Genomic DNA, 26,389 nt, shown 5'->3' on the forward strand with positions numbered 1-26,389 from the left:
ATAGCATACATAAAACGATGTATTCGCCATACGAGTGAAACTTGCGGTACAGGGGCAGGGCGGCCACCAGTTGCTCTTGTTGGCCCTCACCCTGCCACAGCGTCAGGTAATGCGGCTCCCAGCCGGACTCGGGACTGGCGCTGCCGCTCTCATGCAGCGCATGCAGGAAGGCGTACGAAAGGAAGGGATTGCCCTCGGCCTGGGCGGCGACCAGCGCGTCCCAGCGGGCCGGGCCGATCTCGGCCAGAGAAGAAACGATTCGCGTGCGATAATCCATGGACTGCGAGTGACCTGCGAAAGTTGGCGCGGCCCTCGGCCCCGCTGGAACAGGCATTCTACGCAAAATGAACAGAACGCGTCGCCGCCATGGCGAAGTGCACGGAGTCCAACACACGCTATGCCTAGCCCCTTCTTCAATCTCTACAACCACGGTTTCGCACGCATCGCCGTAGCGGTGCCGGACTGCAAGGTGGCCGATCCCGCCTTCAACGCCGAGCGCACCATCGCCTTGGCCGAACAGGCCGCCGCCCGTGGCGCGGCCCTGGTTTCCTTCCCCGAACTGGGCCTGTCGGCCTACAGCTGCGAAGACCTGTTCCAGCAACGTGCCTTGCTGGAGGCTTCCCTGCAGGCATTGCAATCGGTGCTGCAAGCTTCCCTGCGCATCGCCCCGGCACTCATCGTCGGCCTGCCGCTGAAGGTCGATCACCAGCTCTACAACTGCGCGGTGGTCGTGCATGCCGGCCGCATCCTGGGCGTGGTGCCCAAGAGCTACCTGCCCAACTACAGCGAATTCTACGAAGCGCGCCAGTTCAGCAGCGCCGATTGCGCCGTCACCCGCCGCACCCGCCTGCTGGGCCAGGACGTGGACTTCGGCAGCCATCTGCTGTTCGAGATCGGCAATATCCCCGACTTCCGTTTCCATATCGAGATCTGCGAAGACGTCTGGGTACCGATCCCGCCGTCCTCCTTCGCCGCGCTGGCCGGTGCCACCGTGCTGGTGAACCTGTCGGCCTCCAACATCGTGGTCGGCAAGTCGGGTTACCGCCATCAGCTGGTGTCGCAGCAATCGGCGCGCTGCCTGGCGGCCTATCTGTATTCGTCGGCGGGCAATGGCGAGTCCACCACCGACCTGGCCTGGGATGGCCAGGCCCTGATCTGCGAGAACGGTGAACTGCTGGCCGAGTCCGAGCGCTTCGCCGAAGGCGGTCACGTGATCTATGCCGACATCGACCTGGAACGCCTCTCGCGCGAGCGCTTCCACCAGACCACGTTTGGCCAGTCGGTGCGCCGCCATGCGGAAGAAGTGCGCCGCTTTGAAGTGGTGCGCTTCGACGTGCAGGTGCCGCTGGACCAGGATTTGCCGCTGCAGCGCCGGGTCGCGCGCTTCCCCTATGTGCCGGCCAACGCCGAACAGCGCGAACTGCGCTGCCGCGAGGTCTACAACATCCAGGTGCAGGCCCTGGTGCAGCGCCTGTCTTCCTCGAATATCAAGAAGGTCGTCATCGGTGTCTCCGGCGGCCTCGATTCGACCCATGCGCTGCTGGTCTGCGCCAAGGCCATGGACAAGCTGGGCCTGCCGCGCGCCAACATCCTGGCCTATACCATGCCGGGCTTCGCCACCAGCAGCCGCACGCTGGTGCAGGCGCATCAGCTGATGGCGCAAGTGGGGTGTTCGGCGCAGGAGATCGATATCCGCCCCAGCTGCGAACAGATGCTGAAGGACCTGGATCACCCGTATTCACGCGGCGAGCCGGTCTATGACATCACCTTCGAGAACGTGCAGGCCGGCGAGCGCACCAATCACCTGTTCCGCCTGGCCAATCATCACGGTGCCATCGTCATCGGGACCGGCGACCTGTCCGAACTGGCGCTGGGCTGGTGCACCTATGGCGTGGGCGACCACATGTCGCACTACAACGTCAACGCCAGCGTACCCAAGACCCTCATCACCCACCTGGTGCGCTGGGTGGCGGAATCCGGTTCGCTGGAACTGAAGCAGCCGGAAGTGCTGATCCACATCCTCGAAACCGAAATCAGTCCGGAACTGGTGCCGGGCGCCTCCGACGGCGAACCGGGCCAGCGCACGCAGGATTTCATCGGCCCTTACGAGCTGCAGGATTTCAATCTCTACTACATCTTGCGCTATGGCTTCACGCCGGCGAAGGTGGCCTTCCTGGCGCACAGTGCGTGGCAGGACCGCAGCATCGGCCACTGGCCGGATGGCCTGCACGGGGCGCGCAACCAGTACACCTTGCCGCAGATCAAGAAAAACCTGGGCATTTTCGTCTATCGGTTCTTCAAGACCAGCCAGTTCAAGCGCTCCTGCGTGCCCAATGCCCCCAAGGTCGGTTCGGGCGGCTCGCTCTCGCCGCGTGGCGACTGGCGCGCACCCAGCGATGGCGAGGCCACCGTCTGGCTGCAGGATCTGGAGCGCATTCCCGATCTGGAGACCTGAAAAACGGCTTTTTATGGCCCGGCTGGCTCAAGAAGGTTGAAAGCCGGGCACGCCTGATTGACAATGTGCAAGTGGGCAGGACGCCACGGTCTTGCCAGTAAAATAAGAACAAAGGTTGTATCCGCTATTCAATAGATCGTTGAGATCGTTTCTTTACGACATACCAAGAGAGGAATTGCCATGAAACAAGTGACCGCCATCATCAAACCGTTCAAGCTGGACGAGGTGCGTGAATCCCTCGCCGAAGTCGGCGTCACGGGCCTGACGGTCACCGAAGTGAAGGGCTTCGGACGGCAGAAGGGCCACACCGAACTCTATCGCGGTGCCGAATACGTGGTCGACTTCCTGCCCAAGGTCAAGATCGAGGTCGTGGTGGACGACAAGGTGGTCGAGCAGGCCGTGGACGCCATCATCAAGGCCGCCCGCACCGGCAAGATCGGCGACGGCAAGATCTTCGTGCAGGAAGTGGAGCAGGTGATCCGTATCCGTACCGGCGAAACCGGCCCGGATGCCGTCTGATCCACAGATCTCCGCGCATCGCGAAAGACCGGCCGCTGGCCGGTTTTTTTACGTCCTCAGAAAAGCGCTCAGGGTGTGGCAGGCTGTTGCTGCACGCTGTCCCAGGCTGCGCCAGATTGACACAGCGTGACACTGGCGCTGGCGCAAGAGCCGCTTGCAGAGCGGGTTTGCAGGCTGGCATGCGATTTGCCATCTTGAGGGGTGAACGTCCGCTGCGGCCATGATCGCGGCGGGATTTCAACCATAACCCGAACGGAGACGACATGAACCTGGCAGACATCAGCAAACTCGGCGTACGCGATCCCTTCAAGCAACGTTACGACAACTTCATCGGTGGCAAATTCGTGCCGCCGGTCAAGGGCGAATACTTCGAGAACATCAGCCCGGTGATCGGCCGCGCCTTCTGTGAAGTGGCGCGTTCCAGCGCCGAAGACGTGGAACTGGCGCTGGACGCCGCCCACGCCGCCAAGAAGAGCTGGGGCAAGACTTCCCCCGCCGAGCGCGCCAACGTGCTGCTCAAGATCGCCGACCGCATGGAAGCCAACCTGGAATTGCTGGCCACCGCCGAAACCCTGGACAACGGCAAGCCCATCCGCGAAACCATGGCCGCCGACATCCCGTTGGCCATCGACCACTTCCGCTATTTCGCCGCCGCCGTGCGCACTCAGGAAGGCAGCATCTGCACCATCGACAGCGACACCTACGCCTATCACTTCCATGAACCGCTGGGCGTGGTCGGCCAGATCATCCCGTGGAACTTCCCCATCCTGATGGCGGTGTGGAAGCTCGCTCCGGCGCTGGCCGCCGGCAACTGCGTGGTCCTGAAACCGGCCGAGCAGACGCCGGCTTCCATCATGGTCCTGATCGAACTGATCGCCGACCTGATCCCGCCGGGCGTGGTCAACATCGTGCAGGGCTTCGGTGTGGAAGCCGGCAAGCCGCTGGCCTCCAACAAGCGCATCGCCAAGATCGCCTTCACCGGCGAGACCACTACCGGCCGCCTGATCATGCAGTACGCCTCGCAGAACCTGATCCCGGTGACCCTGGAGCTGGGCGGCAAGTCGCCCAACATCTTCTTCGCCGACGTGCTGGACAAGGACGACGAATTCTTCGACAAGGCCCTGGAAGGCTTCGCCATGTTTGCGCTGAACCAGGGCGAGGTCTGCACCTGCCCCTCGCGCGTGCTGGTGCAGGAATCGATCTATGAGCGCTTCATCGAACGTGCCTTGAAGCGCGTGGCCGCCATCAAACAGGGCAACCCGCTGGACAAGAGCACCATGATCGGCGCGCAGGCCTCGCAGGAGCAGTTGGAAAAAATCCTCTCCTACATCGACATCGGCAAGCAGGAAGGCGCCAAGGTGCTGGCCGGCGGCGGACGTGAAGAACTGGGCGGCGACCTGGCCACCGGTTACTACGTCAAGCCGACCGTCTTCCAGGGCAACAACAAGATGCGCATCTTCCAGGAAGAAATCTTCGGCCCCGTGGTGTCGGTGACCACCTTCAAGGATGAGGAAGAAGCCCTGGCCATCGCCAATGACACCTTGTACGGCCTGGGTGCTGGCCTGTGGACCCGCGATGGCACCCGTGCCTTCCGCATGGGCCGCGAAATCCAGGCCGGCCGCGTGTGGACCAACTGCTATCACCTGTATCCGGCGCATGCGGCCTTCGGTGGCTACAAGCAATCCGGCATCGGCCGCGAGAACCACAAGATGATGCTGGACCACTACCAGCAGACCAAGAACCTGCTGGTCAGCTACAGCCCCAAGGCGCTGGGCTTCTTCTGATCACGTAATTTCGTTTGACTCCTTGCAGCAAGGCAGCTTCGGCACCGGTCCGCAACTCGCGCGGCCGGTGCCGCTTTTATTGGCAGATCCAGACTCAACAGGAGAGCGGCGAATGAATGCATTGCCCAGGGTGACGGCCACCGAGGCCACGGTGGAGTTGCTGCGCCAGTTGAAGGCGCGGCATGGCGAGCTGATCTTTTTTCAATCCGGTGGCTGCTGCGATGGCAGTGCGCCGATGTGCTATCCCGCCGGCGACTTCACGCTGGGCGATACCGACGTGCATCTCGGGGAGATCGATGGCGTGCCGTTCTACATCGGCGCCGACCAGTTCGAATACTGGAAACACACGCAACTCATCATCGACGTAGTCAGCGGCAACGGCGGCATGTTCTCGCTGGAGAACGGCAGCGGCAAGCGCTTCCTGACGCGCTCGCGGCTCTTTACCGATGAGGAATACGACGCGCTTGCCCCGCTCAGTGCCCGCGCGACTTGAAGCGGCGATAGAGCGTATTGCGCGACACCCCCAGCGCCTTGGCGGCGGCGCTGACGTTGCCGTCATGGGTGCGCAGGGCGCGCTCGATGGCGGCCCATTCGCTGTCGTGCATGGAGAGCGGTTTTTCGTCCGTTTCTTCATGCGCTGCCGGGGCCGGCATGCCGCAAGCCGCCTGCAGCGGCGCTGCCTCGTCCAGAAAGTCATCTGGCAGGTGTTCCACCCCTATCCAGGCCTCGCCATCGGCCATGGCCAGGGCGGTGCGGATCAGGTTGGACAGTTGCCGCAGGTTGCCCGGCCAGCGGCTGGATTGCAGCAATGCCAGGGCCTTGGCATCGAAGCGCGGCGCGTGACGGCCGCCTTCCTGCTCCACGATGCGGTCGATCAGGGCGCCCAGGTCGCTGCGCTCGCGCAAGGCGGGCAGTTTTACCTGCAAGCCGTTGATGCGGTAGTACAGGTCTTCACGGAAGGCATGGCGCGCCGCCATCTCGCGCAAGGGCTGGTTGGTGGCGCATACCAGAGCGAAGTCCACCGGAATCACGCGCTGGCTGCCCAGCGGCGTCACAGCGCGTTCCTGCAGCACGCGCAGCAGGCGGCCCTGCAGGGCCAGCGGCATGTCGCCGATTTCATCGAGGAAGAGAGTGCCGCCCTGGGCTTGCGCGATCTTGCCCAGTGCGCCTTTGCGGCGGGCGCCGGTGAAGGCGCCGTCTTCATAACCGAAGAGTTCGGCCTCGATCAGGTTCTCGGGAATGGCCGAGCAATTCACGGCCACGAAGGGCGCGGCGCCGCCCCGGGTTTGCGTGGTGTGGAAGCGCGCGCTTTCGCGGTGGATGGCCTGGGCCAGCCACTCCTTGCCGGTGCCGGTTTCGCCGGTGATGAGGACCGGGATGTCGCGGTCGATCACCTTGCGCAACTTGGCGATGATGGCGCTCATGCGGGCGTCCCCGGTATCGAGGGCTTGCAGTCCGCCGCGCGGCTGGCCCGGATGGGGGCGCACAGGTGGGGCCGGGCGAGCAGATGGGCTGGCGGGCAGTACTTCCGGTGCCTCGATCACGGCTTCCCGCGCATTCTGGAAATGCTGGTCGCGCAGCCGCAGTTCGGCGCGGCCATGGATGCGGATGCCGTTGTGCAGGCACAGCTCCAGCAAGCCCGAGGCGGCCTTGCGATGGTGTTCGAACAGCAGCGACAGCGGCACCCCGAAGAGCGACGCAAAGGTATGCGACTGCAGCGCCGCGAGTGTCAGCCCCAGCTGGAACTGCGCACTGCGGTTGGCCGCCAGGAAACGCCCGCCGGGCGTGAAGCTGACGATGCCTTCGACCAGCGTACCCACGAATTCGGAGCGACTGTGGAAGTGCAGGGTGATGCAATCGGGGAAGCTGCCGGCCAGCAGGTGGTTTTCAATCATCTGCGCCGACATCCGCACCAGGGCCATGGTGTGCTTGTGGAAGCTGCCGCATTCGCCCGAGACATCCAGCACTCCCAGCACTTGGCCGCGATGGTCGAAGATGGGGGCGGCCGAACAGGTCAGGAAGCGGTTGGCATCCAGGTAGTGCTGCTGGGCGTGCACGGTGGTGGGCTTCTGCTCGAAGAGCGCCGTACCGATGGCATTGGTGCCGCGCAATTGTTCGGACCAGCGTCCACCGGGCCCGAGGGACACACGGTCGGCCTTGGCCAGGAAATCGCTGTCGCCCAGCGTATGCAGGATGGTGCCTTCGGCGTCCGAGAGGATGACCATGCTGTGGGTATTGCGGATCTGGTCGTAGAGGGTTTCCATGACCGGGCGGGCATGGCCGGAGAGGGCCTGGTTGGCTTCCAGCGTCTGGGCCAGGTCGGCGCGCGAGAGTGAATCCAGGTCGGGCCGCTGGCCGCGCGTGATGCCGTAGGACGAGCTGCGCTGGTGCGAGCGTTCGATGGCCTGCAGATCCGGCACGCCATCGGCGCTGGCCTGCACCAGGGGCGAAGCGCCCAGCAATGCACCGGCACCGGGCCGGTTTGCCTGGTATTGCATCCTTGTCTCCTTGGGACCTCTGGCGGTCCTTGTTCCCCCTTGTGTCGGCTTTCTTCTCTGATGGGAAGCTGAGGGTGAACAAGCATAACCGATTAATGTGGCAGCCGGACAAATTGAAACAGCATTTGCAGCGCGTGCGAAGTGAAGGCAAAATACTGTATATAAATACAGTATTGATGAGCTTTACGTGGCTTCCTTCCCTAAATTTCCGCAGGGCATTGCCCGGCCTTTTCCAGAGCAGCCGACCAGGTCGGCCGCCTCCGGCGAGGACGACGCGACCCTGACGCCAGAAACCTTCATCCATCGCGATCAGACCGCCCAGAAGGGCCGGGGCGCGGTCACCAACCTGCGCGGCCGCTATGAATCGGTGGCGCGGGAAGAGTTCGATGATGGCTGGCAGTCCGTCCGTTTAGCCGAGGCCCGGCCGCAGGCGGCTGAGAGCCCGGAGGAGGATGAGCCACCCCGCCTGAAGACCATCGTCACCGAGGAAGACGCCCGATCCATCATCACCCGCAACAGCTCGCCGGATTTGCCGTTTTCGCTTTCGCTCAATCCCTACCGGGGCTGCGAGCACGGCTGCATTTACTGCTTCGCGCGGCCTTCTCACAGCTATTTGGGCCTGTCCCCGGGGCTGGATTTCGAAAGCCGGCTGGTGGCCAAGCGCAATGCCCCCGAGGTGCTGCTGCGCGAACTGGCCAAGCCGTCCTATGAACCCGACACCATCACGGTGGGCATCAATACCGACGCCTACCAGCCCATCGAGCGCGAACGCCGGCTGACCCGGCGCATCCTGCAGATCCTGCACGATTGCGAGAACCCGGTGGCGCTCATCACCAAGTCCTCGCTGGTTGAGCGCGATATCGACTTGCTGGCCCCCATGGCGGCCAAGGGGCAGGCCATCGTTGCAGTGACGATCACCACGCTGGATGCGGCCATCGCGCGCACGCTGGAACCACGCGCGGCCAGCCCGGCGCGGCGATTGCGGGTGATCCGCACGCTGGCCGAGGCGGGCATTCCGGTGAGCGTGTCGATTGCGCCGGTGATTCCCTTCGTCACCGAACCGGACCTGGAACGCGTCATGGAAGCGGCCGTGGAGGCCGGGGCGCGCCAGGCGGGCTACATCGTGCTGCGGCTGCCCTGGGAAGTCAGCCCGCTGTTTCGCCAATGGCTGCAGGCGCATTTCCCCGACCGTGCGGCACGGGTGATGAACCGCATCCAGGACATGCGTGGCGGCAAGGATTACGACGCCGATTTCGCCACCCGCATGCGCGGCACCGGCGTCTGGGCCGATTTGCTGCACCAGCGCTTCGAGAAGGCCAGCCGGCGCCTGGGCATCGATCATCGCAATCGGGCTTTTGCCACCCTGGATGCCAGCCGCTTCAAGCGGCCCATGGTGGTGCCGGCGGGGCAGGGGCGCCCGGCGGGCGATGCCCAGCTGGATTTGTTCTGAGGCAGACGGCCGGCGGCTGGTAAGATCCGCGTTTTAGTCCGTTTCTTCACTTCTTTGCATGCACACTCTGGAACAACTGCGCAGCGGCGCGCTGGAAGGCATTACCCGCCTGTCTCTCTCGTGCGGCCTGCGCGAATTCCCGCCAGAAATCTTCACCCTGGCTGAAACCCTTGAGATTCTGGACCTCAGCGGCAACGAACTGACCGCCTTGCCCGACGACCTGCCGCGTTTGCACCGGCTGCGCATCGTCTTCTGTTCCGACAATCCCTTCACCGAATTGCCCGCCGTACTGGGCCGCTGCCCGTCGCTGGAGATGATCGGTTTCAAGGCCAACCGGATCGAGCATGTACCTGCCGAATCGCTGCCACCCACGCTGCGCTGGCTGGTGCTGACCGACAACTGCATCGAACAGCTGCCATCGAGCATCGGGCAGTGCCTGCGCCTGCAGAAGCTGATGCTGGCTGGCAACCGCCTGCGCGCGCTGCCGCCGGAACTGGCGGCCTGCCGCAACCTGGAACTGCTGCGCCTGTCGGCCAATGCGCTGGAGGCGTTTCCGCATTGGCTGCTGACGCTGCCGCGCCTGAGCTGGCTGGCCATGGCGGGCAATCCCTGGTGTGAAGCGGTGGAAGAATCTGCGGATTGCAATGCGCAAGTCGCGGCCATCGACTGGGATGATCTGGCCTTGGGCGAAAAGCTGGGGGAAGGCGCCTCCGGTGTGATCCACGCTGCCCGCTGGACCGTGGAAGACAGGTCGCAGCCTGTGGCGGTGAAGCTCTTCAAGGGCGCGGTCACCAGCGATGGCCTGCCCGAGCGCGAGATGGCGGCCTGCATCATGGCCGGTAGCCATCGCGGTCTCATTCCCGTGCTGGGGCGCTTGCAAGGTCATCCGCAAGCGGTGCAAGGACTGGTGATGCCGCTGATCGATCCCGATTTCAAGGTACTGGCCGGTCCGCCCAGCCTGCAATCCTGTACGCGCGATGTGTATGCGCAAGGCTTCACGCTCGCCTGGCGTCAAGTGATCGCCATCGCACGCGATATCGCCTCGGCAGCCGCCCACATGCATGCGCAGGGCATCGTGCATGGCGACCTCTACGGTCACAACATCCTGCATCGGGATGGCGAAGCCCTGCTCGGCGATTTCGGCGCGGCCTGGTTCTACGATGTCCAACAGCCGCATGCCTGGGGCGTGCAGGCCATGGAAGTGCGGGCCTATGGCTGTCTGCTGGAAGAGTTGCTGGCGCATGCCCAGCCGGAAGATGAATCCGGCAAGAAGCAGCGTGCGGCCCTGGCCGGGGTGCGCCAGGCCTGCCTGAGCGCCGATGCTGCCGCCCGGCCGCATTTCGAGGCCATCGTGGCCATGCTGGACAATCTGACTGCGGACTGAAGCGGCGTTCAGACCCGTTCGCTCGAACGCAGCAGCACCACCAGCGCGCCCGCACCGCCATCGGCTGCGCGCGCCTGGCAGAAGGCCATCACTTCATCCTTCTGCGCCAGCCAGTTGCGGACCTTGTGCTTGAGCACGGGCTCCTTGTTCACCGAACCGAGTCCCTTGCCGTGGATCACCCGCACGCAGCGCAGGCCGCGGCGGCGTGACTGGCGCAAGAATTCACCCAAGGCCTCACGCGCCTGGTCGCGGCGATAGCCGTGCAGGTCCAGCTGGGCCTGGATCACCCAGTTGCCGCGCCGCAGCTTGCTCAAGACATCCATGCCCACGCCGGGGCGGGCGAAACTGAGGTTTTCGTCGCTGTCCATGAGCGTGTCGACGGTGAACTCGTCGGAGAGCGACTCCAGCAGCGCGGCCTGTTCATCGGCCAGGTGCTGGCGGGGAATGGGGAGGGGAGGTTCCGGCAGGTAATGGGCCTTGTCGACCACTTCCGGGCGCAAGGGCGCCACCTGGCCTATGCTGTTGCGGAAGATGTTGGCTTCCTCGCGGGCTGCCGCTTCCTGGCGCTGGCGCTCGGCCAAGGCCAGTGCGCGCGCTTTTTACTGTTCCTGCAGATCGCGGCGCAATCCCTGGAGCGCCGAGAAATCCTTCATTGTCGCCATGACAGCCACCCAACCCTGTAGCGGTTTGTTCCCTAAGTGACTACTTTAGCAGAAGCAGGCGAGCTCTTCAGCCGCAGGCCACCTTGATGATCACCAGGCCCGGATCGACGTGCAGATTGAGGCGGCGCGGGTTGAAGTCCATGGTGGCGGCGTCGTCCGGCTTGAGCACGCGGATGTCGGTGGCACCGGATTCGGCCAGTGCCTGGCGCTCCACGTAGCCGCTGTAGTTTTCGCCGATCAGGTGATCGGCACGCGAGGCATCGCATTGGCCGGCCGTGGCGTCGGCCACCGGGGTTTCGCGGGAAGCACTGCAGGCGACCAGCACGGCACCCAGGCTCATGGTGGCCAGCACGGCCTTGAGCACCGGCGAGCGGCGACCGTCGCGGGAAGGGGATGAGTAATAGGGCACGATGCTTTCCTCGGTCTTGATGATTCTGATATGGGATTGCTCGAGTGAAACAAAAAAGCCGGGACGACAACTCGTCACCGGCTTTTGGAGTGCCCGTTGCGTTGCGAGTTCTCGCAGCGCAGCATTTTACATCTCTTTACCTGCTTATTCGAGGCCTTCCAGATAGCGTTGTGCATCCAGTGCTGCCATGCAACCCGTACCGGCGCTGGTGATGGCCTGGCGGTAGATGTGATCCTGCACGTCGCCGGCGGCGAAGACGCCGTCGATGCTGGTGGCGGTGGCAAAGCCTTCGGTGCCGGTGCGGGTCTTGAGGTAGCCGTTCTGCATCTCCAGCTGGCCGTCGAAGATGCTGGTGTTGGGCTTGTGGCCGATGGCGATGAACAGGCCGTGCACCGGGATCTCGGTGATGGCGCCGTCCTGGGTCGACTTGATCTTGATGCCGGTCACGCCGCTGTCGTCGCCGACCACTTCATCCAGGGTGGAATGCCACTGGATGGCGATCTTGCCTTCGGTGACCTTGTGCAGCAGGCGGTCGATCAGGATGGGCTCGGCGCGGAACTTGTCGCGGCGGTGCACGATGGTGACCTTGCTGGCGATGTTGGAGAGGTACAGCGCTTCTTCCACGGCGGTGTTGCCGCCGCCGACCACGGCCACTTCCTTGCCGCGGTAGAAGAAACCGTCACAGGTGGCGCAAGCCGACACGCCACGGCCCATGAAGGCCTGTTCCGAGGGCAGGCCCAGGTATTGGGCCGAGGCGCCGGTGGCGATGATCAGGGCATCGGCCGTGTACTCGCCGCTGTCGCCGATCAGGCGGAACGGGCGCTCGGAGAGCTTGGTGGTGTGGATGTGATCGAAGATGATCTCGGTATTGAAACGCTCGGCGTGCTGCAGCAGGCGCTGCATCAGTTCCGGGCCTTGCACGCCCAGCGGGTCGCCGGGCCAGTTCTCGACGTCGGTGGTGGTCATCAGCTGGCCGCCTTGCTCCACGCCGGTGATCAGCACCGGGTTCAGGTTGGCGCGCGCGGCATAGACGGCGGCGCTATAGCCGGCGGGGCCGGAGCCGAGAATCAGGACCTTGGCATGTTTGGGCGTGCTCATAAGCTACTCATCAAATGTTGTGGGATCGCTTCTGCAAATGAGGCGACTCCCGGGGATTTCAATTCCCGGCCGGTCAGGCAGTTCAGCCAGACCGGCCGGCACAAGCGGGGCGGTTGCCAGCGCACAAGTTTGCGGTTTGCCGCGCTGCAAAACGGGTAAGATTATAGTCCATGCCCTCAACGGGGCTCATGGAATTACGCTATGCCGGTGATAGCCGCCGGCGTGGCAGACAGTAGCAGCAACGCTGTCGAAAATATGAACAAAATGACAGCACCCCCAGAACGATAGCGGTCAATCAAGGTCAGTGCAGCGGGTTTCCCGCCGCCCAGCGCAAAACCGCGAAGCGCCAAGTCAATGCCGTTACAATGACGGCTAGTTTTTTTTGTACGGAAGTTATGTCCAAGACGAGTCAAGCCCACATCCGCACCAACAAGACGCCGGCACCTCCCATGCCCAACCGTCTGGTACGGCTGTTATCGGAGGCGCGCTGGCTGGCGCTGGCGGCCTTGCTGGCCTATCTGGCGCTGATCCTGCTGAGCTATGCCAAGACCGACCCCGGCTGGTCGGTGGCCAGCTCGGTGCCGCGCGTGGGCAACTGGGGCGGCCGCGTCGGTGCCTGGATGGCCGACTTGCTGCTCTACATATTCGGGCTATCCGCCTGGTGGTGGTGCGTCTTGCTGGGGCGCTCGGTGTGGACCGGCTACCGGCGCCTGTCGAATCGCTTCCTGGTGGCCCAGCCGGTGGAGCCGGAGCATCACCAGGAGCCGCTGATCCGTGCAGTCGGCTTCGTCTTCATGCTGACCGGCAGCATGGGCATCGAATTCACCCGCATGCAGCGCTTTGCGCCCAAGTTGCCGCATTCGTCCGGTGGCGTGCTGGGCGAGATGATCGGTTCGGCCATGCAGCCGACCTTCGGCTTCACGGGCTCCACCTTGTTGCTGCTGCTGCTGTTCGGGCTGGGCTTCTCTCTGCTGTTCCAGGTCTCCTGGCTGGCGGCGGTGGAGCGCATCGGCGGCATGATCGAGGATGGCCTGTTCTGGGTGCGCGACTTCTTCGCCGCCCGGGCCGATCGCCGTGCCGGCCAGGAAGCCGCCGTCAAGCGCGAGGAAACCGTGGTGCAGGAACGCGCCAAGATCGTCGAGGCGCCGCCGATCCGCATCGAGCCCCAAATCGTCGAAGTGCAGAAATCCGACCGCGTCCAGAAGGAGAAGCAGACCAGCCTCTTCGATGACCTCAACAGCGAATTGCCGCCGTTGTCGCTGCTGGATGAAGCACCGCCGGCGCAACAGACGGTCTCGGTGGAAACCCTGGAATTCACCAGCCGCCTGATCGAAAAGAAGCTGGCCGACTTCGGTGTCGAGGTCAAGGTGGTGGCGGCCTATCCCGGCCCGGTGATCACCCGCTATGAAATCGAACCGGCCACGGGCGTCAAGGGCAGCCAGATCGTCAACCTGGCGCGCGACCTGGCGCGCTCGCTGTCGCTGACGTCGATTCGCGTGGTGGAAGTCATCCAGGGCAAGAATTTCATGGGCTTGGAGCTGCCCAATCCCAAGCGCCAGATCGTGCGCCTGACCGAGATCCTCGGCTCCAAGGTCTACAACGACAGCCATTCCAGCCTGACCGTGGCGCTGGGCAAGGACATTGCCGGCAACCCGGTGGTGGCCGACCTGGCCAAGATGCCGCACTTGCTGGTGGCCGGTACCACCGGTTCGGGCAAGTCGGTGGGGATCAACGCCACCATTCTTTCGCTGCTGTACAAATCTTCGCCGCGCCAGGTGCGCCTGATCCTGATCGATCCCAAGATGCTGGAACTGTCGATCTACGAAGGCATTCCGCACCTGCTGGCGCCGGTGGTGACCGACATGCGCCAGGCCGGCCATGCCCTGAACTGGGCGGTGGAAGAGATGGAGCGCCGCTACAAGAAGATGTCCAAGCTGGGCGTGCGCAACCTGGCCGGTTACAACCAGAAGATCATCGATGCCGAGAAGCGCGGCGAGAAGATCCCCAATCCTTTCAGCCTCACCCCGGATGCGCCGGAACCGCTGGAGCAGCTGGAAACCATCGTCATCATCATCGACGAGCTGGCCGACCTGATGATGGTGGTGGGCAAGAAGGTGGAAGAACTGATCGCCCGCATCGCCCAGAAGGCGCGCGCGGCCGGCATCCACCTGATCCTGGCCACGCAGCGCCCGTCGGTGGACGTCATCACCGGCCTGATCAAGGCCAACGTGCCTACGCGCATTGCCTTCCAGGTCTCGTCCAAGATCGACTCCCGCACCATCCTTGACCAGATGGGCGCCGAAGCCCTGCTGGGCATGGGTGACATGCTCTACAACGCCCCGGGTACGGCCTTGCCGGTGCGGGTGCACGGCGCCTTCGTCTCGGATGATGAAGTGCATCGCGTGGTGGAGCACCTGAAAGCCCAGGGGGAACCGAATTACATCGAGGGCATCCTAGAGGGAGGCGTGCTGGAGGACGCTGACGGTGGCGGTGGCAGCGGTGCTGCGGCCGGTGCCGGTGGCGGCGAAGGCGACGAGATGTACGACCAGGCCGTGGCCGTGGTCCTGAAACATCGCCGGGCCTCGATCTCGCTGGTGCAGCGTCACCTGCGCATCGGCTACAACCGCGCGGCGCGCTTGCTGGAGCAGATGGAGCAAAGCGGCCTGGTCTCCACCATGCAATCCAATGGCAACCGTGAAATCCTGGTGCCGGCAGGTGCCGGCGACGCGGCTGAATAAGCCGGGTTCCGATCCAGTTGCGCGCCAGATTGCATCCCGTCATCAACAGCACGCCCTGAAGGCCGGCCACTGTCGCGCCGGCCGCCACCTTGCAGGTGGCATCCGTCAAGAAGGAATCGAATAACATGGACAATTCCAGAAACGCTTTCCGCTCGCGCACTGCGCAAGCCCGCACGTTCAACCTGCGCCGCCTGGTCATGGCGGCCGGTCTGTCGGCACTGGCGGTGGCCGGTGCCATCGCCATCACCGCGCTGACCCCCGGCCGTGCTTCGGCTGCCGCGCTGGACCAGTTCAAGCAGTTCGTCAGCAGCACGCAATCGGCCAAAGGTGCCTTCACCCAGCGCATGGTGCGGGTCGAGAACGGCAGCTCCAAGGTGATCAATACGTCCAGCGGCAGCTTCGTGTTTTCGCGTCCGGGCAAATTCATCTGGACCTACCAGAAGCCCTATGAGCAGGTGATCCAGGCTGATGGAGAAAAACTCTTCATCTACGACAAGGACCTCAACCAGGTCACGACCAAGAAACTGGGCAATGCGCTGGGTTCTTCGCCGGCTGCCATCCTTTTTGGCAGCAATGATCTTGAAAAAAACTTCACCCTGAAGGAAGCCGGCACCAAGGATGGCCTGGAATGGCTGCAAGCCGTGCCCAAGAGCAAGGACACGACCTTCGACAACATCGGCATCGGCCTGAAGAACGGCACGCCGGTGGCCATGGAACTGCATGATTCCTTTGGCCAGGTGTCGGTGCTGAGCTTTGATAGCTTCGAGAAGAATCCGCCGCTCAAGGGCAACAGCTTCAACTTCACGGTGCCTAAGGGTGCGGACGTGTTCGAGAACTGATCGGCTTCCCCTTTACGTCAAACAGCCCCGCAGGCTTGCGCTTGCGGGGCTGTTTTCATGTGAGGGGCATGCGCGTCAGGGTTCGGGCATCTTCAGCAGGGGCAGCTTGCCTGTAACGTCCTTCCACTGCGCGTGATCGGGCAGGGGCGGCTGGGCCTTGGTGATGGGTTTCCAGCCGGGCAGCTTGGCGAGGCGGGCGTTGAGGTCCTCGAAGTGCGACAGGGCGGCGGGCAGGTCGGTGGCGTTGTAGATGGCGCCGACCGGGCATTCCGGCACGCACATGGAGCAGTCGATGCAGCCGTCCGGATCGATGGCCAAAAAATTAGGGCCTTCCACGAAGCAGTCCATGGGGCAGACGCTGACGCAATCGGTGTACTTGCACTGGATACAGGAATCGGTGACGACGAAGGGCATGGAAAGCAGGGGAAAGGGCAGGTAAAAGGGCGATGTGAAGTAAAACGCGCAGGCCGCATTTTAACCGCTGCGCCCGATGGCTGCAGGCGCAGCCCGTCATCGCGCCATTGCCCTCGCAGCGGCCTGCTGCGTTAGACTACGGCCTTTGGTGAACGCGCCTTGCAATCCGGCGCTGCGCCCGCATCCTGATGACTATGAACTTTATTTCCCTGGCCGCCCTGTGGCCGTCTTCTTTGCCTGTTGATTCCCGCTGCCTGCAGGAGGCTGCCCATGGCTGACCTGTTTGCGCAAGAGCCGGCCGCGCCGCTGGCGGAGGCCCTGCGGCCGAAGACGCTGGACGAGGTGATCGGGCAGTCGCACCTGCTGGGCGAAGGCAAGCCGCTGCGCCTGGCCTTCCAGTCCGGCAAGCCGCATTCGATGATCTTCTGGGGCCCGCCGGGCGTGGGCAAGACCACGCTGGCGCGGCTCACGGCCACCGCCTTCGACTGCGAATTCATCGCGCTGTCGGCAGTGTTCTCGGGCGTGAAGGATATCCGCGCGGCCATGGAGCAGGCCGAGCAGAATCTGGCGCTGGGCAAGCACACCATCCTGTTCGTCGATGAAATCCATCGCTTCAACAAGTCGCAGCAGGATGCGCTGCTGCCCTATGCAGAAAGCGGGCTGGTGACCTTCATCGGCGCCACTACCGAGAATCCTTCCTTCGAGGTCAATTCGGCGCTGCTGTCGCGTGCGCAGGTCTACGTGCTGAAGTCGCTCACCGATGAGGAGCTCAAGCAGCTGCTCAAGCGTGCGCAGGACAAGGCGCTGGGCGACCTGCAGTTCGACGACCAGGCCACGGAGACCATCATCGGATACGCCGATGGCGATGCGCGGCGTTTCCTGAACCTGCTGGAGCAGACCCAGACTGCTGCGCACACGACCGGCACCCAGGTGGTCACGGCGGAATTCCTGCAGAACGCGTTGACGCTCAACAGCCGCCGTTTCGACAAGGGCGGTGACAATTTCTACGATCAGATTTCAGCGCTGCACAAGTCGGTGCGCGGTTCGCATCCGGATGCTGCGTTGTACTGGTTGACGCGCATGCTCGACGGCGGTGCCGATCCGCGCTACCTGTCGCGGCGCATCGTGCGCATGGCGTGGGAAGACATCGGCCTGGCCGACCCGCGCGCCATGCAGATCGCCAACGATGCTGCGCTGACCTATGAGCGGCTGGGCAGCCCCGAGGGTGAACTGGCGCTGGGGCAGGCGGTGATCTACCTGGCGGTGGCGGCCAAGAGCAATGCCGGCTATAACGCCTACAACGCCGCGCGCGCTTTCGTGAAGCAGGACAAGAGCCGCGAAGTGCCGGTGCATCTGCGCAATGCGCCGACCAAGCTGATGAAGGAATTGGGGTATGGGCATGAATATCGGTATGCCCATGATGAGCCCAATGCTTATGCGGCGGGGGAGACTTATCTGCCGGACGGTATTGCCGAGCCGGGGTGGTATCAGCCTGTGCCGCGGGGGTTGGAAATCAAGATTGGTGAGAAGCTGACCCTGCTGAAGAAGTGGGATGAAGAGGCGGGGCAGAATTAAGAAAAAAAGCACCTGATCAGGTGCTTTTTCAACAAAGCGCGGCCGCTTTTCATCGATGAGATTTTCCCTTCACGCGATATTTCTCGATATCGCCGCCCGCATCCATGATCTCCTTGACCCAGCCCGGCTTGCGGCCACGGGCAGCGCCTGACCAGGTGAGATCGCCATTTCGGTACATCACCACCGCCGTTTTGGCGGCAGCTTTCTTGACGGTTTTCTTTCTGGCAGGCGCCAATCCAAGCTGTTCCGCTGTCAGGCCGTATTCAGCGATTTGCTGCTTGATGCCGGCGATAACGCTTTCCAGTTCTTTTGCCTTCTGCTTTTCAGCTTGGTCTTGCAGCTTCTTGATTTGCGCTTGGAGATCTGCGTAACTTGTCATTTTTTTCCTTTAATGAAGGAGTGGATCGGGTTGAAATTCACTACGCATCATTGATAGCTCTTTTTTGAGCCAAGTTGCTTAACTTTTAAAATAAATATTTGGCTTTCAATCTATCAATGAGGGATGGCGGCATCGCAATTACGTGGTCCTCCTGCTCTTCATCGTCCTGATAGGTGATGTGGTCATTTCCGATTGCCAGTGGCTCATGTCCGGGTTTGCCATCCCATACGATGACATAACGCCTTTTTACTAGTAGCTCTCCCTGTTCATTTGTAATCGTCAGTTCAACCAGGTCCGGTGCATCATCAGAAAGAATTCCTCCGTGACTTGTCCCGCTTCCACAAATCTTGATCGCGTACCTTTGATTCTGAAATTCCTTGATGCCGCCATTTAATTCATTGGTGTAGTCATACCTGCTGCAATCGAATTTTCTGCTGTTTGCAGCAAGGTAGTTAGTAATTAAAAATATAAAAACAAGAGAAAATGCCAGCCAGAAAATGATGGCCGGTATCATTTTTGGAAATTCTTTTCTTAAGTCATTTCCTTTTGCATTGAGGCCAAAAGCTTTGTTTCCAAAGAAAATCAGAATCAAAAATATGATACCAAGGGCGGTATATTCTTTGAAATACAAAAGAAGGAATAATATTTTTCCTGCTAGTTGGAATTTGCCAATTTGCGAAAGTGCCAATAATCCCGAAGTCACGATAAAAATAAAAATCAGGATGATGGCGATATTCTTTATTGACCAGATAAAGTATTTTCGTATGGACGGCATATTGTTCCAAGACGGAGCGTGATGGGTTTGTTGAGTGCGTAAAGCTCAGGCTGGCTGTAGATCATGAAATCCTGACCACGCTCCTTCTTTTTTCTCCATTCGTTAAACGAACTATTGTAGACGGGCCAGTACACATCCTTCTTCAGAAGCTTTTTCCAGAAACTGGTTCTTGTATCAATTGGATATTTAATTTCATCGCCAAAAGAAAGGTAATCCCAGTCAATATGCAGGCGCTCTTCATTATCAGCCTTGATAGTCGTCTTCCATTGAGAGTTGACAAGGCCGAGGAACTCATTGGCATTCATTAAATAGCTGGTGATCATTCCAGCCTCGTTCCAGTGCCCAAGATATTGGCTTTTGGAGGGGTCTTCATCATTGAATGAGTAATTGTCTTTTAAATAGATGTAAACATGCGTCAGGATTGCCTCTGCGTCCATGCAATATTCATAGGGAGTTTTTTTGTAATTGAAATAGCGTTCTCCTTGGATTTCAAATCTTCCCACTGCGGCATATAAAGCGAAATTTCCTAACGCCGCCGTCACTTCTGTTGGAGTTAGCCAGCTGGATCCATGGAAGGTATTGACCTTTTTTCTCTGGAATTGCCAATCGAGGTGAAATTGCCTTATGTCCGAATTGATAATTCGGGTTGTAAAGCTGGAAGTCGGCCGCGCGCTCCTAGTGCTCCGAAATTCTTCGCTCACTTGTCTGAGAATTTTATTCTTCAGTAGCGCTACAGCCTTGTCCGAATAAATGTCGTCGACAAGCAGATCTCTAAGCTTCGTCTGAACACCTTCGTTTCTGAGAGCCCATTGGAGGGTAACTATTTTGTCGTCCCATGGCTGCTCTGAATCCGGCTTGTTATTGAAGATATGGCTAGGGCCTGCGAACCATTTCCTTGCAAGGTGTGCGGCAACAGGCCAGCCCATTTTGTCCATCGCTTCAGGAACGTCTTGCAGGTCAAATTCGGGAATTTTCTCGTGTGTTTCAGCGTCCAGAATCTGCGCCCCCGGCTCTCGTGGTTGAGTTTGAGGAGATTCCTGCTGTTTCCGCTTTTGAGCTTGCTCTGCAAGTTTCAGCTGTCTTGCCGCTTCCAGCTTTTGTTGGCGCGCCTGCTCGCGCGAGGGCTTTGGTGGCTTGATCTTCTCTGGTGGTGCTGCCCCCGGGGCGGGGCGATCAAAGGAAATCTGTTGCGGGGTGTTGATAGCGACTGCGCCAGCATGCTTCTTCCACTGCGCGCCGCCGAACAAGGTTTTTTCAATCGTGTAGTAAGGAAGCCGTCTTGCCTTTGCCATCGTCACCCCTGAGCATGGTCAAAAAGCTCAGACGGTACGTGCGTGGACTTGCGTTAGAAATCGTCCATAGGTGCGGCATTGGACTCGACGGAGAGAAATGCCCGATTTATTTTCAGTCATTCCAAAACGAATTTGACTCCATATTCGGTCGAGTCAGATTTGCACTCAGCCGATGACGTCATACCGGACCAACGCCTCCCCCTTCTTGATCCGCACCGATTCAATCCGAACCTGTCCGATCTCCCCCAGCGCCGCCACGTGCGTCCCGCCACAAGGATAGGCGGGCAATTCGCCAAAGCCGATCTGACGCAAGCCATTTTCCATGGCCATCACACAGGGCAGATCCTGCGCCAGCAATTCATTGCAGCGGCGCTCCAGTTCTGCTGGCACCAGTTCCTGCGCCGTGCCATCAGCTGCAGCACCCACGCCCACCACGCGCGCTTCTCCCGGCCAGTGATGGGCTTTGGTCGGCTTCCATCCCAGTTCCGCCATCACTTGCCCGATCACATGGCCTGCCGAATGCAAGCGGGCATGCAACCGGCGCGGCTCGGCGTCGACGGCCGCCACGGCCGGGCCCGCTGCAACAGGGGCTGCGGTGTAATGAACGATGCCTTCACTTTCGCTGACCACGCGCAGCACTTCCACGTCGCCGATGCGGCCGGTATCGCTGGGTTGGCCGCCGCCCTGAGGATGAAAGGGCGTGGCCGACAGGCGCACGGCGTAGCGGCCATCGTCCTGCGGGGTGCAGTTCAGCACGTGGATGTCGGCGCGCAAGGCGCGGTCGGTCAGGTAGAGGCGTTCAGTCATGGCGAGGCTTTCAATGTGGCTTGCTGCGAGTGTCGTGCATTGTAGCGGCCGCACGAAGTTGCGATAATCCGGCATCGACGCAAAGGATCTTTGCATCATGAGCACAAATCAAAGCATTGCCCTCCTGAACGAAATGGCCGTCTTCGCCAAGGTGGTGGAGACCGGCAGTTTCTCCGAAGCCGCACGCCAGCTGGGCGCCACGCCCTCGGCCACCAGCCGCGCCATCGCCCGCCTGGAAAAGGCGCTGGGTACGCAACTCCTCCAGCGGACCACCCGCAAGCTGCGCCTGAGCGCGAGTGGCGAGGAAATCCACGCCCGCTGCCGCGATATGCTCAATGCCGCGCAAGCCGTGCTGGCCGTCTCCGCTGCCTTCGATGCCGAGCCGCAAGGGCAGGTGAGGGTGAGCGTGCCCAAGGCGGTCGGCCATGCGCTGGTGCATCCGCATATGCCGGATTTCCTGGCCGCCCATCCCAAGGTGGACGTGCTGTTGCGGCTGGAGGACCGCTACATGGACCTCATCGACGATCAGGTCGACCTGGCCATCCGTATCACCGACCAGCCGCCGCCAGGCCTGATGGGCCGGCGCCTGATGCGCATCGACCATCTGCTGTGCGCCACGCCGCACTACCTGCAGCAGCACGGGGCACCTGCGCACCCGCAGGCCTTGAAGGAGCACAGCTGCATTTACTTGGGTGAATCACCGGCGGACGCACGCTGGCGCTTTCGCCGGCAGGGCAAGACCGTCAATGTCGAAGTGCGGGGAAGGTATGCGGCCAACCATACCGGGGTGCGACTCGATGCCACGCTGCGGCATCTGGGCATTGCCAGCCTGCCGTATTTCATCGCCAGGCCGGCATTGGAGGAGGGGAGGCTGGTGCAGGTGCTGCCCCAGTGGAGTTTCAAAACGCGTTATTGCGGTGAGCTGTGGGCACTGTATCCGGCTACGCGCCATCTACCGCCGCGCCTGAGCGCCTTTGTGCAGTTTCTTGCGCAGCGGCTGGCGCAGGAGCCGGCCCTGGCACCGGGCGCCAAGCCGGTGCGCTGAAGGGATCAGGCCGCAGGGCGGTGCCAGATGTGGAAGCTGCCTTCCATGGCAGACATGGCGGCGATCACGGTTTCATAGTTCTTGTCATCGTCGTAGCCGGGCAGGCGCGTCTTCATGGCTTCCATCAAGGCTTCCAGACCATCGGCGTCATTCGGGACCAGCACGCCCTTGATGCCCTCGGCGTCCTTGCCGGCCAGGATCCATTGCGGTTGCGGCAGGGCATCGTCGCTGATACGGATGGTGACGTCATCGATTGCACTCCAGGCGATGCCTTCGCGCTTGGCCCCGCGCACCATGGTGCGGATTTCTTCATCATCGAATTCCACGCTGATCTTGCGTGCCTGCTGGGCCGCCACCCGCGTGGGCGACAGCTCGGCAGCGCCCGGTGCCTGCACTTTCCAGTCAGTCTTGCGGACCTTGGGCGGCACCAGGCGGTTCTTGATCTGCTGGCCGAAGGCGAAGGTGGCACCGAAGGAAAGCCCGGCGATCAGCCCGTAGAACAGGCTGGCCTCGTTGGACATGTAGTGGATGCCGGCCCACAAGCCCACGGCCAGGGCGGCGACCAGGCCCAGCAGGGAAAACAGGACGGGGACTTCGCGCGGCGGGCGGGATTCGGGCTGGACGGACATGGGCAAACGGGTCTCATGAGGGATGCAATGGGCCGCATGGTAACCCGCATGGGCGGTGGCGGCTACCGCTGCGGCCGGATTTTATTGCGGGCACGGCGCACGGGAGGCCCGTGGCGGGCGCGCGACTTGGTACAATCGCGGTTTCGAGCATCAACCCTATCGTAATTTCTTCCCATGATCGACATTCAACTCCTCCGTAAAGACATCGAGAACGTCGCAGCCCGCCTGGCGGCCCGCAAGTTCGTCCTGGACGTGGCCGGCTTCAATGCCCTGGAAGCCGAGCGCAAGCAGATCCAGACCCGTACCGAAGAACTGCAGGGCAAGCGCAATTCGCTGTCCAAGCAGATCGGCATGCTCAAGGGCAAAGGTGAAGACGCTTCCGCCGTGATGGCCGAAGTCAACGGCATCGGCGACGAGTTGAAGGCCTCCGCCACCCGCCTGGAAGAAGTGCAGCAGCAGATGACCCTGTTCCTGCAGGCCGTGCCCAACCTGCCGCACGAATCCGTGCCGGCCGGCAATGACGAAAGCGGCAACGTCGAGCTGCGCAAGGTCGGCACGCCCCGCAGCTTCGACTTCGAGATCAAGGATCACGTCGACGTCGGCGCGCCGCTGGGCCTGGACTTCGATACCGCCACCAAGCTGACCGGTTCGCGCTTCGCCGTACTCAAGGGCGGCATCGCCCGCCTGCATCGCGCGCTGGCGCAGTTCATGCTCAACACCCACACCATGGAGCATGGCTACACCGAGTGCTACACCCCCTACATCGTCAACGCCGACAGCCTGCGCGGCACCGGCCAGTTGCCCAAGTTCGAGGCGGACCTGTTCGCGGCCAAGAAGGGCGGCCAAGAAGGTGAAGCCGAAAACGCCGCACTCTATCTGATCCCGACGGCTGAAGTGCCGCTGACCAACTTCGTGCGCGATGAAATCGTCGCCGGCGACGCGCTGCCGATGAAGTTCACGGCGCACTCGCCTTGCTTCCGCTCGGAAGCCGGTTCCTATGGCCGCGACACGCGCGGCATGATCCGCCAGCACCAGTTCGACAAGGTGGAAATGGTGCAGATCGTCCATCCCGAGAAGTCCTACGAAGCCCTGGACGAGATGCTGGGCCATGCCGAGACCATCCTCAAGAAGCTCGGCCTGCCGTATCGCGTCATCACCCTGTGCACCGGCGACATGGGCTTTGGTGCGGCCAAGACCTATGACATCGAAGTCTGGCTGCCGGCGCAGAACACCTATCGCGAGATCTCCTCGGTCTCCAACTGTGAAGCCTTCCAGGCGCGCCGCATGCAGGCCCGCTTCCGCAATGCCCAGGGCAAGCCCGAACTGCTGCATACCCTGAACGGTTCGGGCCTGGCCGTGGGGCGCACCCTGGTAGCCGTGCTGGAAAACTACCAGCAGGCCGATGGCAGCGTGGAAATCCCCGAGGTGCTGCAGCCCTACATGGGCGGCGTGACCAAGCTGGTGCCGGGCGTCTGATTCAGTTTTCCAGAGCGCCAAATGAAGACGGCTGCCTCGCAAGAGGCAGCCGTTTTTTTATCGTCGCACCGGGCGAGAAAACGTTTTCGTGAGGAGCCTTGCTAAGCGTCCTTGAGCGCCCAGGAGAAGGTCGTCGGGATGCGGCGCTCGATGAAGAGGCTGTTGCCCTGGATCTTCTTGGCTTCCTTCTTGGCGCGGGTGGCGGCCGAGGCGATCTGGTGCGGTGAGGAGTATTGCGAGGGTTCGATCTTCACCGAGCCCAGCGACAGCGAGACCAGCGGGTGGAACACCCGGTTGCCCTGGCGATCCTCGGTGTAATAGCCTTTGCGCTGCACGTCTTCGTCGTAGTAGAAGGCGCGGGTTTCGGCTTCGAAGGTATCGAGGATGGTGCGGCAGCGCTTTTCCCAGTCCTCGCTCTGGAACAGGATGAGGAAATCGTCCCCGCCGATGTGGCCGATGAAGTCCAGGTTGGGGTCGCAGGCCTGCTGCAGCACGCGGCCGGTGGCCTGGATCATGTCATCGCCCTTGCGATAGCCGTAGACATCGTTGAAGGGCTTGAACTGATCGAGGTCGCAGTAGCAGATGCAGAATTCCACCCCGCTTTGCAGCAGGTATTCGATGTGATCGTTGATGGGCACGTTGCCCGGCAACTGCGTCAGCGGATTGGCATGGCGGGCAGCGTCGATCTGCATCTGCGTGATCTCGCGCAGCAGGTCGTGGCCGGTACCCAGCCCCACGTACTGGCCGCGGTCGGTGATGATGAAGCCGTTGGAGAGGTGGTGCGACTCGGCATGCACCAGCAGGTTGGAGAGGTCCTGCAGACTGGTGTCCTGCTCGGTCAGGATGGGATTGGGGTCCATGAAGAAGGCGCAGGACTTCTTGCCATACAGTTCGCGGCCGTACAGGCGGGCAAAGCGCTCCACCATGCTGTAGCGGTTGATGAGCCCGATCGGCAAGCCATTGCTGACCACCGGCAGGGCCTGCAGCTGCGGATCGTTGACGAACATGTCGTAGGCCGCATCATTGGTCACTTCCGGGCTGACGTACTGGGTCTCGCGCAGCAGCTTGGCGACGGTGGCGCTGCGCTTGCCGGGGCCATACTTGTTGGCGGCCAGCGGGACCTTGTCGCGCCGCAGGGTTTTGGTGACATCGTCCGAGATCGAGACCGGCGGCTCCGGTAGCGGACGCGAGATGTGATAGCCCTGGCCGCAGGCAATGCCGAGGTCGCGGATAGTCAGCAGTTCGGCCTGGGATTCGATGCCTTCGGCGATGACGATGGAGCCGGACTTTTCGGCAATCTCCTGGATCGAGCGCACGAACTGCAGCTTCATCGGATCATGGTTGATGCCTTGCACGAAGTGCATGTCGACCTTGACGTATTCCGGCTGCAGCTCCGACCACAGGCGCAGGCTGGAGAAACCTTCACCCAGATCGTCGATGGCGATCTGGAAGCCCATGTCGCGGTAATGCATGGCCGCATTGCGCAGCAGGGCATAGTCGTAGGTCGGCTCGTTCTCGGTCAGTTCGATGATGATGCGCTGCGGATTGACGCCCAGCTTTTCCAGATAGCGCAGGGTCTCGCCCTGGATCGCCTCCGGCTGCATCAGTGCCCCCGGCGACACGTTCAGGAACAGATTGCCCGGCAAGCCCAGTTGCGCGAAGCGGGTCATCACGATGTGGCGGCACAGATATTCCATCTGTACCGACAGGTTGTGCGCGCGTGCCACCTTGAACAGCGCCAGCGGCGAATGCAGCGGGGTATTGGAGGGGCCGCGGATCAAACCTTCATATCCCAGGATCTCGCCGTTACGCATGCGCACGATGGGCTGGAACAGCGCCGACAACTTGCGTTGAGCAATGATCTCATGCAGCAATGACAACATCGGATCGTCGGCGCCGCGCAGGGCCGCACCGGAGGCGCGGGCGATCAGATCGACGACTTCGGCGCCGAGCGGAAAGATTGGATTGGAGAGGGGAGCCATCTGGCTGAATCCGGATTCGAGAGAGTCAAAGAACGGCAATGCATCGCAAAATAGTTTACGGATCCTAGAAGTGATTTATGACAAGATGATGATAAGCAATTCAGCTTGATGGTTTTATGTATGAACTTTGCTTCTGCTAGTCTGTCCGGCGGGAGATGCAATGACGAGGAGATAAGTTT

At 61.7% G+C, this 26,389-nt stretch carries 21 protein-coding genes and 2 pseudogenes; 11 read left to right on the forward strand and 12 right to left on the reverse strand.

The window, feature by feature from the left end:
* Positions 1-16: 16 nt before the first annotated feature.
* Positions 17-277: pseudogene (locus JOD78_RS00075) on the reverse strand (peptidogalycan biosysnthesis protein); the annotation flags it as partial.
* A 120-nt stretch (positions 278-397) separates the two neighbouring features.
* Here JOD78_RS00075 and JOD78_RS00080 point away from each other — a divergent pair.
* The 4 genes from JOD78_RS00080 to JOD78_RS00095 all read left to right on the forward strand — a co-directional run bounded on the left by JOD78_RS00080 (position 398) and on the right by JOD78_RS00095 (position 5,251).
* Positions 398-2,455, forward strand: coding sequence for an NAD(+) synthase (locus tag JOD78_RS00080; RefSeq protein WP_209569143.1), 2,058 nt, complete (start codon positions 398-400; stop codon positions 2,453-2,455).
* Between the two features lie 180 nt (positions 2,456-2,635).
* Positions 2,636-2,974, forward strand: a complete 339-nt coding sequence (locus JOD78_RS00085; protein WP_006463535.1) for a P-II family nitrogen regulator — start codon at positions 2,636-2,638, stop codon at positions 2,972-2,974.
* A 263-nt stretch (positions 2,975-3,237) separates the two neighbouring features.
* On the forward strand, positions 3,238-4,758 hold the full coding sequence (gene adh, locus JOD78_RS00090) for an aldehyde dehydrogenase (protein WP_121039464.1): 1,521 nt from the start codon (positions 3,238-3,240) through the stop codon (positions 4,756-4,758).
* Between the two features lie 112 nt (positions 4,759-4,870).
* Positions 4,871-5,251, forward strand: coding sequence for a DUF779 domain-containing protein (locus tag JOD78_RS00095; protein ID WP_209569141.1), 381 nt, complete (start codon positions 4,871-4,873; stop codon positions 5,249-5,251).
* Here the strand turns inward: JOD78_RS00095 and JOD78_RS00100 are convergent.
* Positions 5,232-7,256 carry a sigma-54-dependent Fis family transcriptional regulator gene (locus JOD78_RS00100; protein ID WP_209569139.1) on the reverse strand — a complete coding sequence of 675 codons (2,025 nt, stop codon included), beginning with the start codon at positions 7,254-7,256 and terminating at the stop codon, positions 5,232-5,234. The two genes, JOD78_RS00095 and JOD78_RS00100, sit on opposite strands and share 20 nt — an antisense overlap.
* A gap of 187 nt (positions 7,257-7,443) precedes the next feature.
* Between JOD78_RS00100 and JOD78_RS00105 the strand changes: the two genes are divergently transcribed.
* Positions 7,444-8,706, forward strand: a complete 1,263-nt coding sequence (locus JOD78_RS00105; RefSeq protein WP_209569137.1) for a PA0069 family radical SAM protein — start codon at positions 7,444-7,446, stop codon at positions 8,704-8,706.
* A gap of 58 nt (positions 8,707-8,764) precedes the next feature.
* Entirely contained in the window at positions 8,765-10,090 is a 1,326-nt protein-coding gene (locus JOD78_RS00110) for a leucine-rich repeat-containing protein kinase family protein (protein ID WP_209569135.1), read from the forward strand.
* A gap of 8 nt (positions 10,091-10,098) precedes the next feature.
* On the opposite strand, the pseudogene JOD78_RS00115 reads toward JOD78_RS00110, so the two are convergent.
* The 3 genes and pseudogenes from JOD78_RS00115 to trxB all read right to left on the reverse strand — a co-directional run bounded on the left by JOD78_RS00115 (position 10,099) and on the right by trxB (position 12,259).
* A pseudogene (locus JOD78_RS00115) lies at positions 10,099-10,752 on the reverse strand (Smr/MutS family protein).
* Between the two features lie 67 nt (positions 10,753-10,819).
* Positions 10,820-11,161, reverse strand: a complete 342-nt coding sequence (locus JOD78_RS00120) for an I78 family peptidase inhibitor (protein ID WP_209569133.1) — start codon at positions 11,159-11,161, stop codon at positions 10,820-10,822.
* 144 nt (positions 11,162-11,305) lie between these two features.
* Positions 11,306-12,259, reverse strand: coding sequence for a thioredoxin-disulfide reductase (gene trxB / locus JOD78_RS00125; RefSeq protein ID WP_034331799.1), 954 nt, complete (start codon positions 12,257-12,259; stop codon positions 11,306-11,308).
* 395 nt (positions 12,260-12,654) lie between these two features.
* Between trxB and JOD78_RS00130 the strand changes: the two genes are divergently transcribed.
* Both JOD78_RS00130 and lolA read left to right on the forward strand, forming a co-directional pair.
* On the forward strand, positions 12,655-14,997 hold the full coding sequence (locus JOD78_RS00130) for a DNA translocase FtsK (RefSeq protein ID WP_134135187.1): 2,343 nt from the start codon (positions 12,655-12,657) through the stop codon (positions 14,995-14,997).
* A 125-nt stretch (positions 14,998-15,122) separates the two neighbouring features.
* A complete protein-coding gene (gene lolA, locus JOD78_RS00135) occupies positions 15,123-15,836 on the forward strand; it encodes an outer membrane lipoprotein chaperone LolA (RefSeq protein ID WP_209569131.1) in 714 nt (237 codons plus the stop codon).
* 75 nt (positions 15,837-15,911) lie between these two features.
* Here the strand turns inward: lolA and fdxA are convergent, their stop codons facing one another.
* Positions 15,912-16,250 (reverse strand): ferredoxin FdxA, encoded by a 339-nt coding sequence (fdxA, locus tag JOD78_RS00140; RefSeq protein WP_088753639.1) that lies wholly within the window; start codon positions 16,248-16,250, stop codon positions 15,912-15,914.
* 270 nt (positions 16,251-16,520) lie between these two features.
* Here fdxA and JOD78_RS00145 point away from each other — a divergent pair, with 270 nt between their 5' ends.
* A complete protein-coding gene (locus JOD78_RS00145; RefSeq protein WP_134135189.1) occupies positions 16,521-17,825 on the forward strand; it encodes a replication-associated recombination protein A in 1,305 nt (434 codons plus the stop codon).
* Positions 17,826-17,874: 49 nt separating this feature from the next.
* Here JOD78_RS00145 and JOD78_RS00150 read toward each other — a convergent pair whose 3' ends face one another.
* The 4 genes from JOD78_RS00150 to JOD78_RS00165 all read right to left on the reverse strand — a co-directional run bounded on the left by JOD78_RS00150 (position 17,875) and on the right by JOD78_RS00165 (position 21,078).
* On the reverse strand, positions 17,875-18,204 hold the full coding sequence (locus tag JOD78_RS00150; RefSeq protein ID WP_034331785.1) for an H-NS histone family protein: 330 nt from the start codon (positions 18,202-18,204) through the stop codon (positions 17,875-17,877).
* An 85-nt stretch (positions 18,205-18,289) separates the two neighbouring features.
* The gene (locus JOD78_RS00155; RefSeq protein ID WP_209569129.1) at positions 18,290-18,979 is read right to left on the reverse strand and encodes a hypothetical protein; all 690 of its coding nucleotides are present in this window, start codon (positions 18,977-18,979) and stop codon (positions 18,290-18,292) included.
* Entirely contained in the window at positions 18,943-20,271 is a 1,329-nt protein-coding gene (locus JOD78_RS00160) for a DUF6402 family protein (protein WP_204725355.1), read from the reverse strand. Before JOD78_RS00160 ends, JOD78_RS00155 begins: the two co-directional genes overlap by 37 nt.
* A gap of 165 nt (positions 20,272-20,436) precedes the next feature.
* Positions 20,437-21,078 (reverse strand): alanyl-tRNA editing protein, encoded by a 642-nt coding sequence (locus tag JOD78_RS00165; protein WP_204725356.1) that lies wholly within the window; start codon positions 21,076-21,078, stop codon positions 20,437-20,439.
* A gap of 97 nt (positions 21,079-21,175) precedes the next feature.
* Here JOD78_RS00165 and JOD78_RS00170 point away from each other — a divergent pair, with 97 nt between their 5' ends.
* Entirely contained in the window at positions 21,176-22,123 is a 948-nt protein-coding gene (locus JOD78_RS00170) for a LysR family transcriptional regulator (RefSeq protein ID WP_121039502.1), read from the forward strand.
* Positions 22,124-22,128: 5 nt separating this feature from the next.
* Here JOD78_RS00170 and JOD78_RS00175 read toward each other — a convergent pair whose 3' ends face one another.
* Positions 22,129-22,752: an anaphase-promoting protein gene (locus tag JOD78_RS00175; RefSeq protein WP_134135195.1), complete on the reverse strand. Its 624-nt coding sequence runs from the start codon at positions 22,750-22,752 to the stop codon at positions 22,129-22,131.
* Between the two features lie 174 nt (positions 22,753-22,926).
* Here JOD78_RS00175 and serS point away from each other — a divergent pair, with 174 nt between their 5' ends.
* On the forward strand, positions 22,927-24,228 hold the full coding sequence (gene serS, locus JOD78_RS00180; protein WP_209569127.1) for a serine--tRNA ligase: 1,302 nt from the start codon (positions 22,927-22,929) through the stop codon (positions 24,226-24,228).
* Positions 24,229-24,329: 101 nt separating this feature from the next.
* Here the strand turns inward: serS and JOD78_RS00185 are convergent, their stop codons facing one another.
* Complete coding sequence (locus JOD78_RS00185) at positions 24,330-26,210, reverse strand: GGDEF domain-containing protein (protein ID WP_134222087.1); 1,881 nt, start codon at positions 26,208-26,210, stop codon at positions 24,330-24,332.
* Between the last annotated feature and the right edge of the window lie 179 nt (positions 26,211-26,389).

It is taken from the genome of Herbaspirillum sp. 1130 (assembly GCF_017833835.1).
Taxonomy (GTDB): domain Bacteria; phylum Pseudomonadota; class Gammaproteobacteria; order Burkholderiales; family Burkholderiaceae_D; genus Herbaspirillum; species Herbaspirillum huttiense.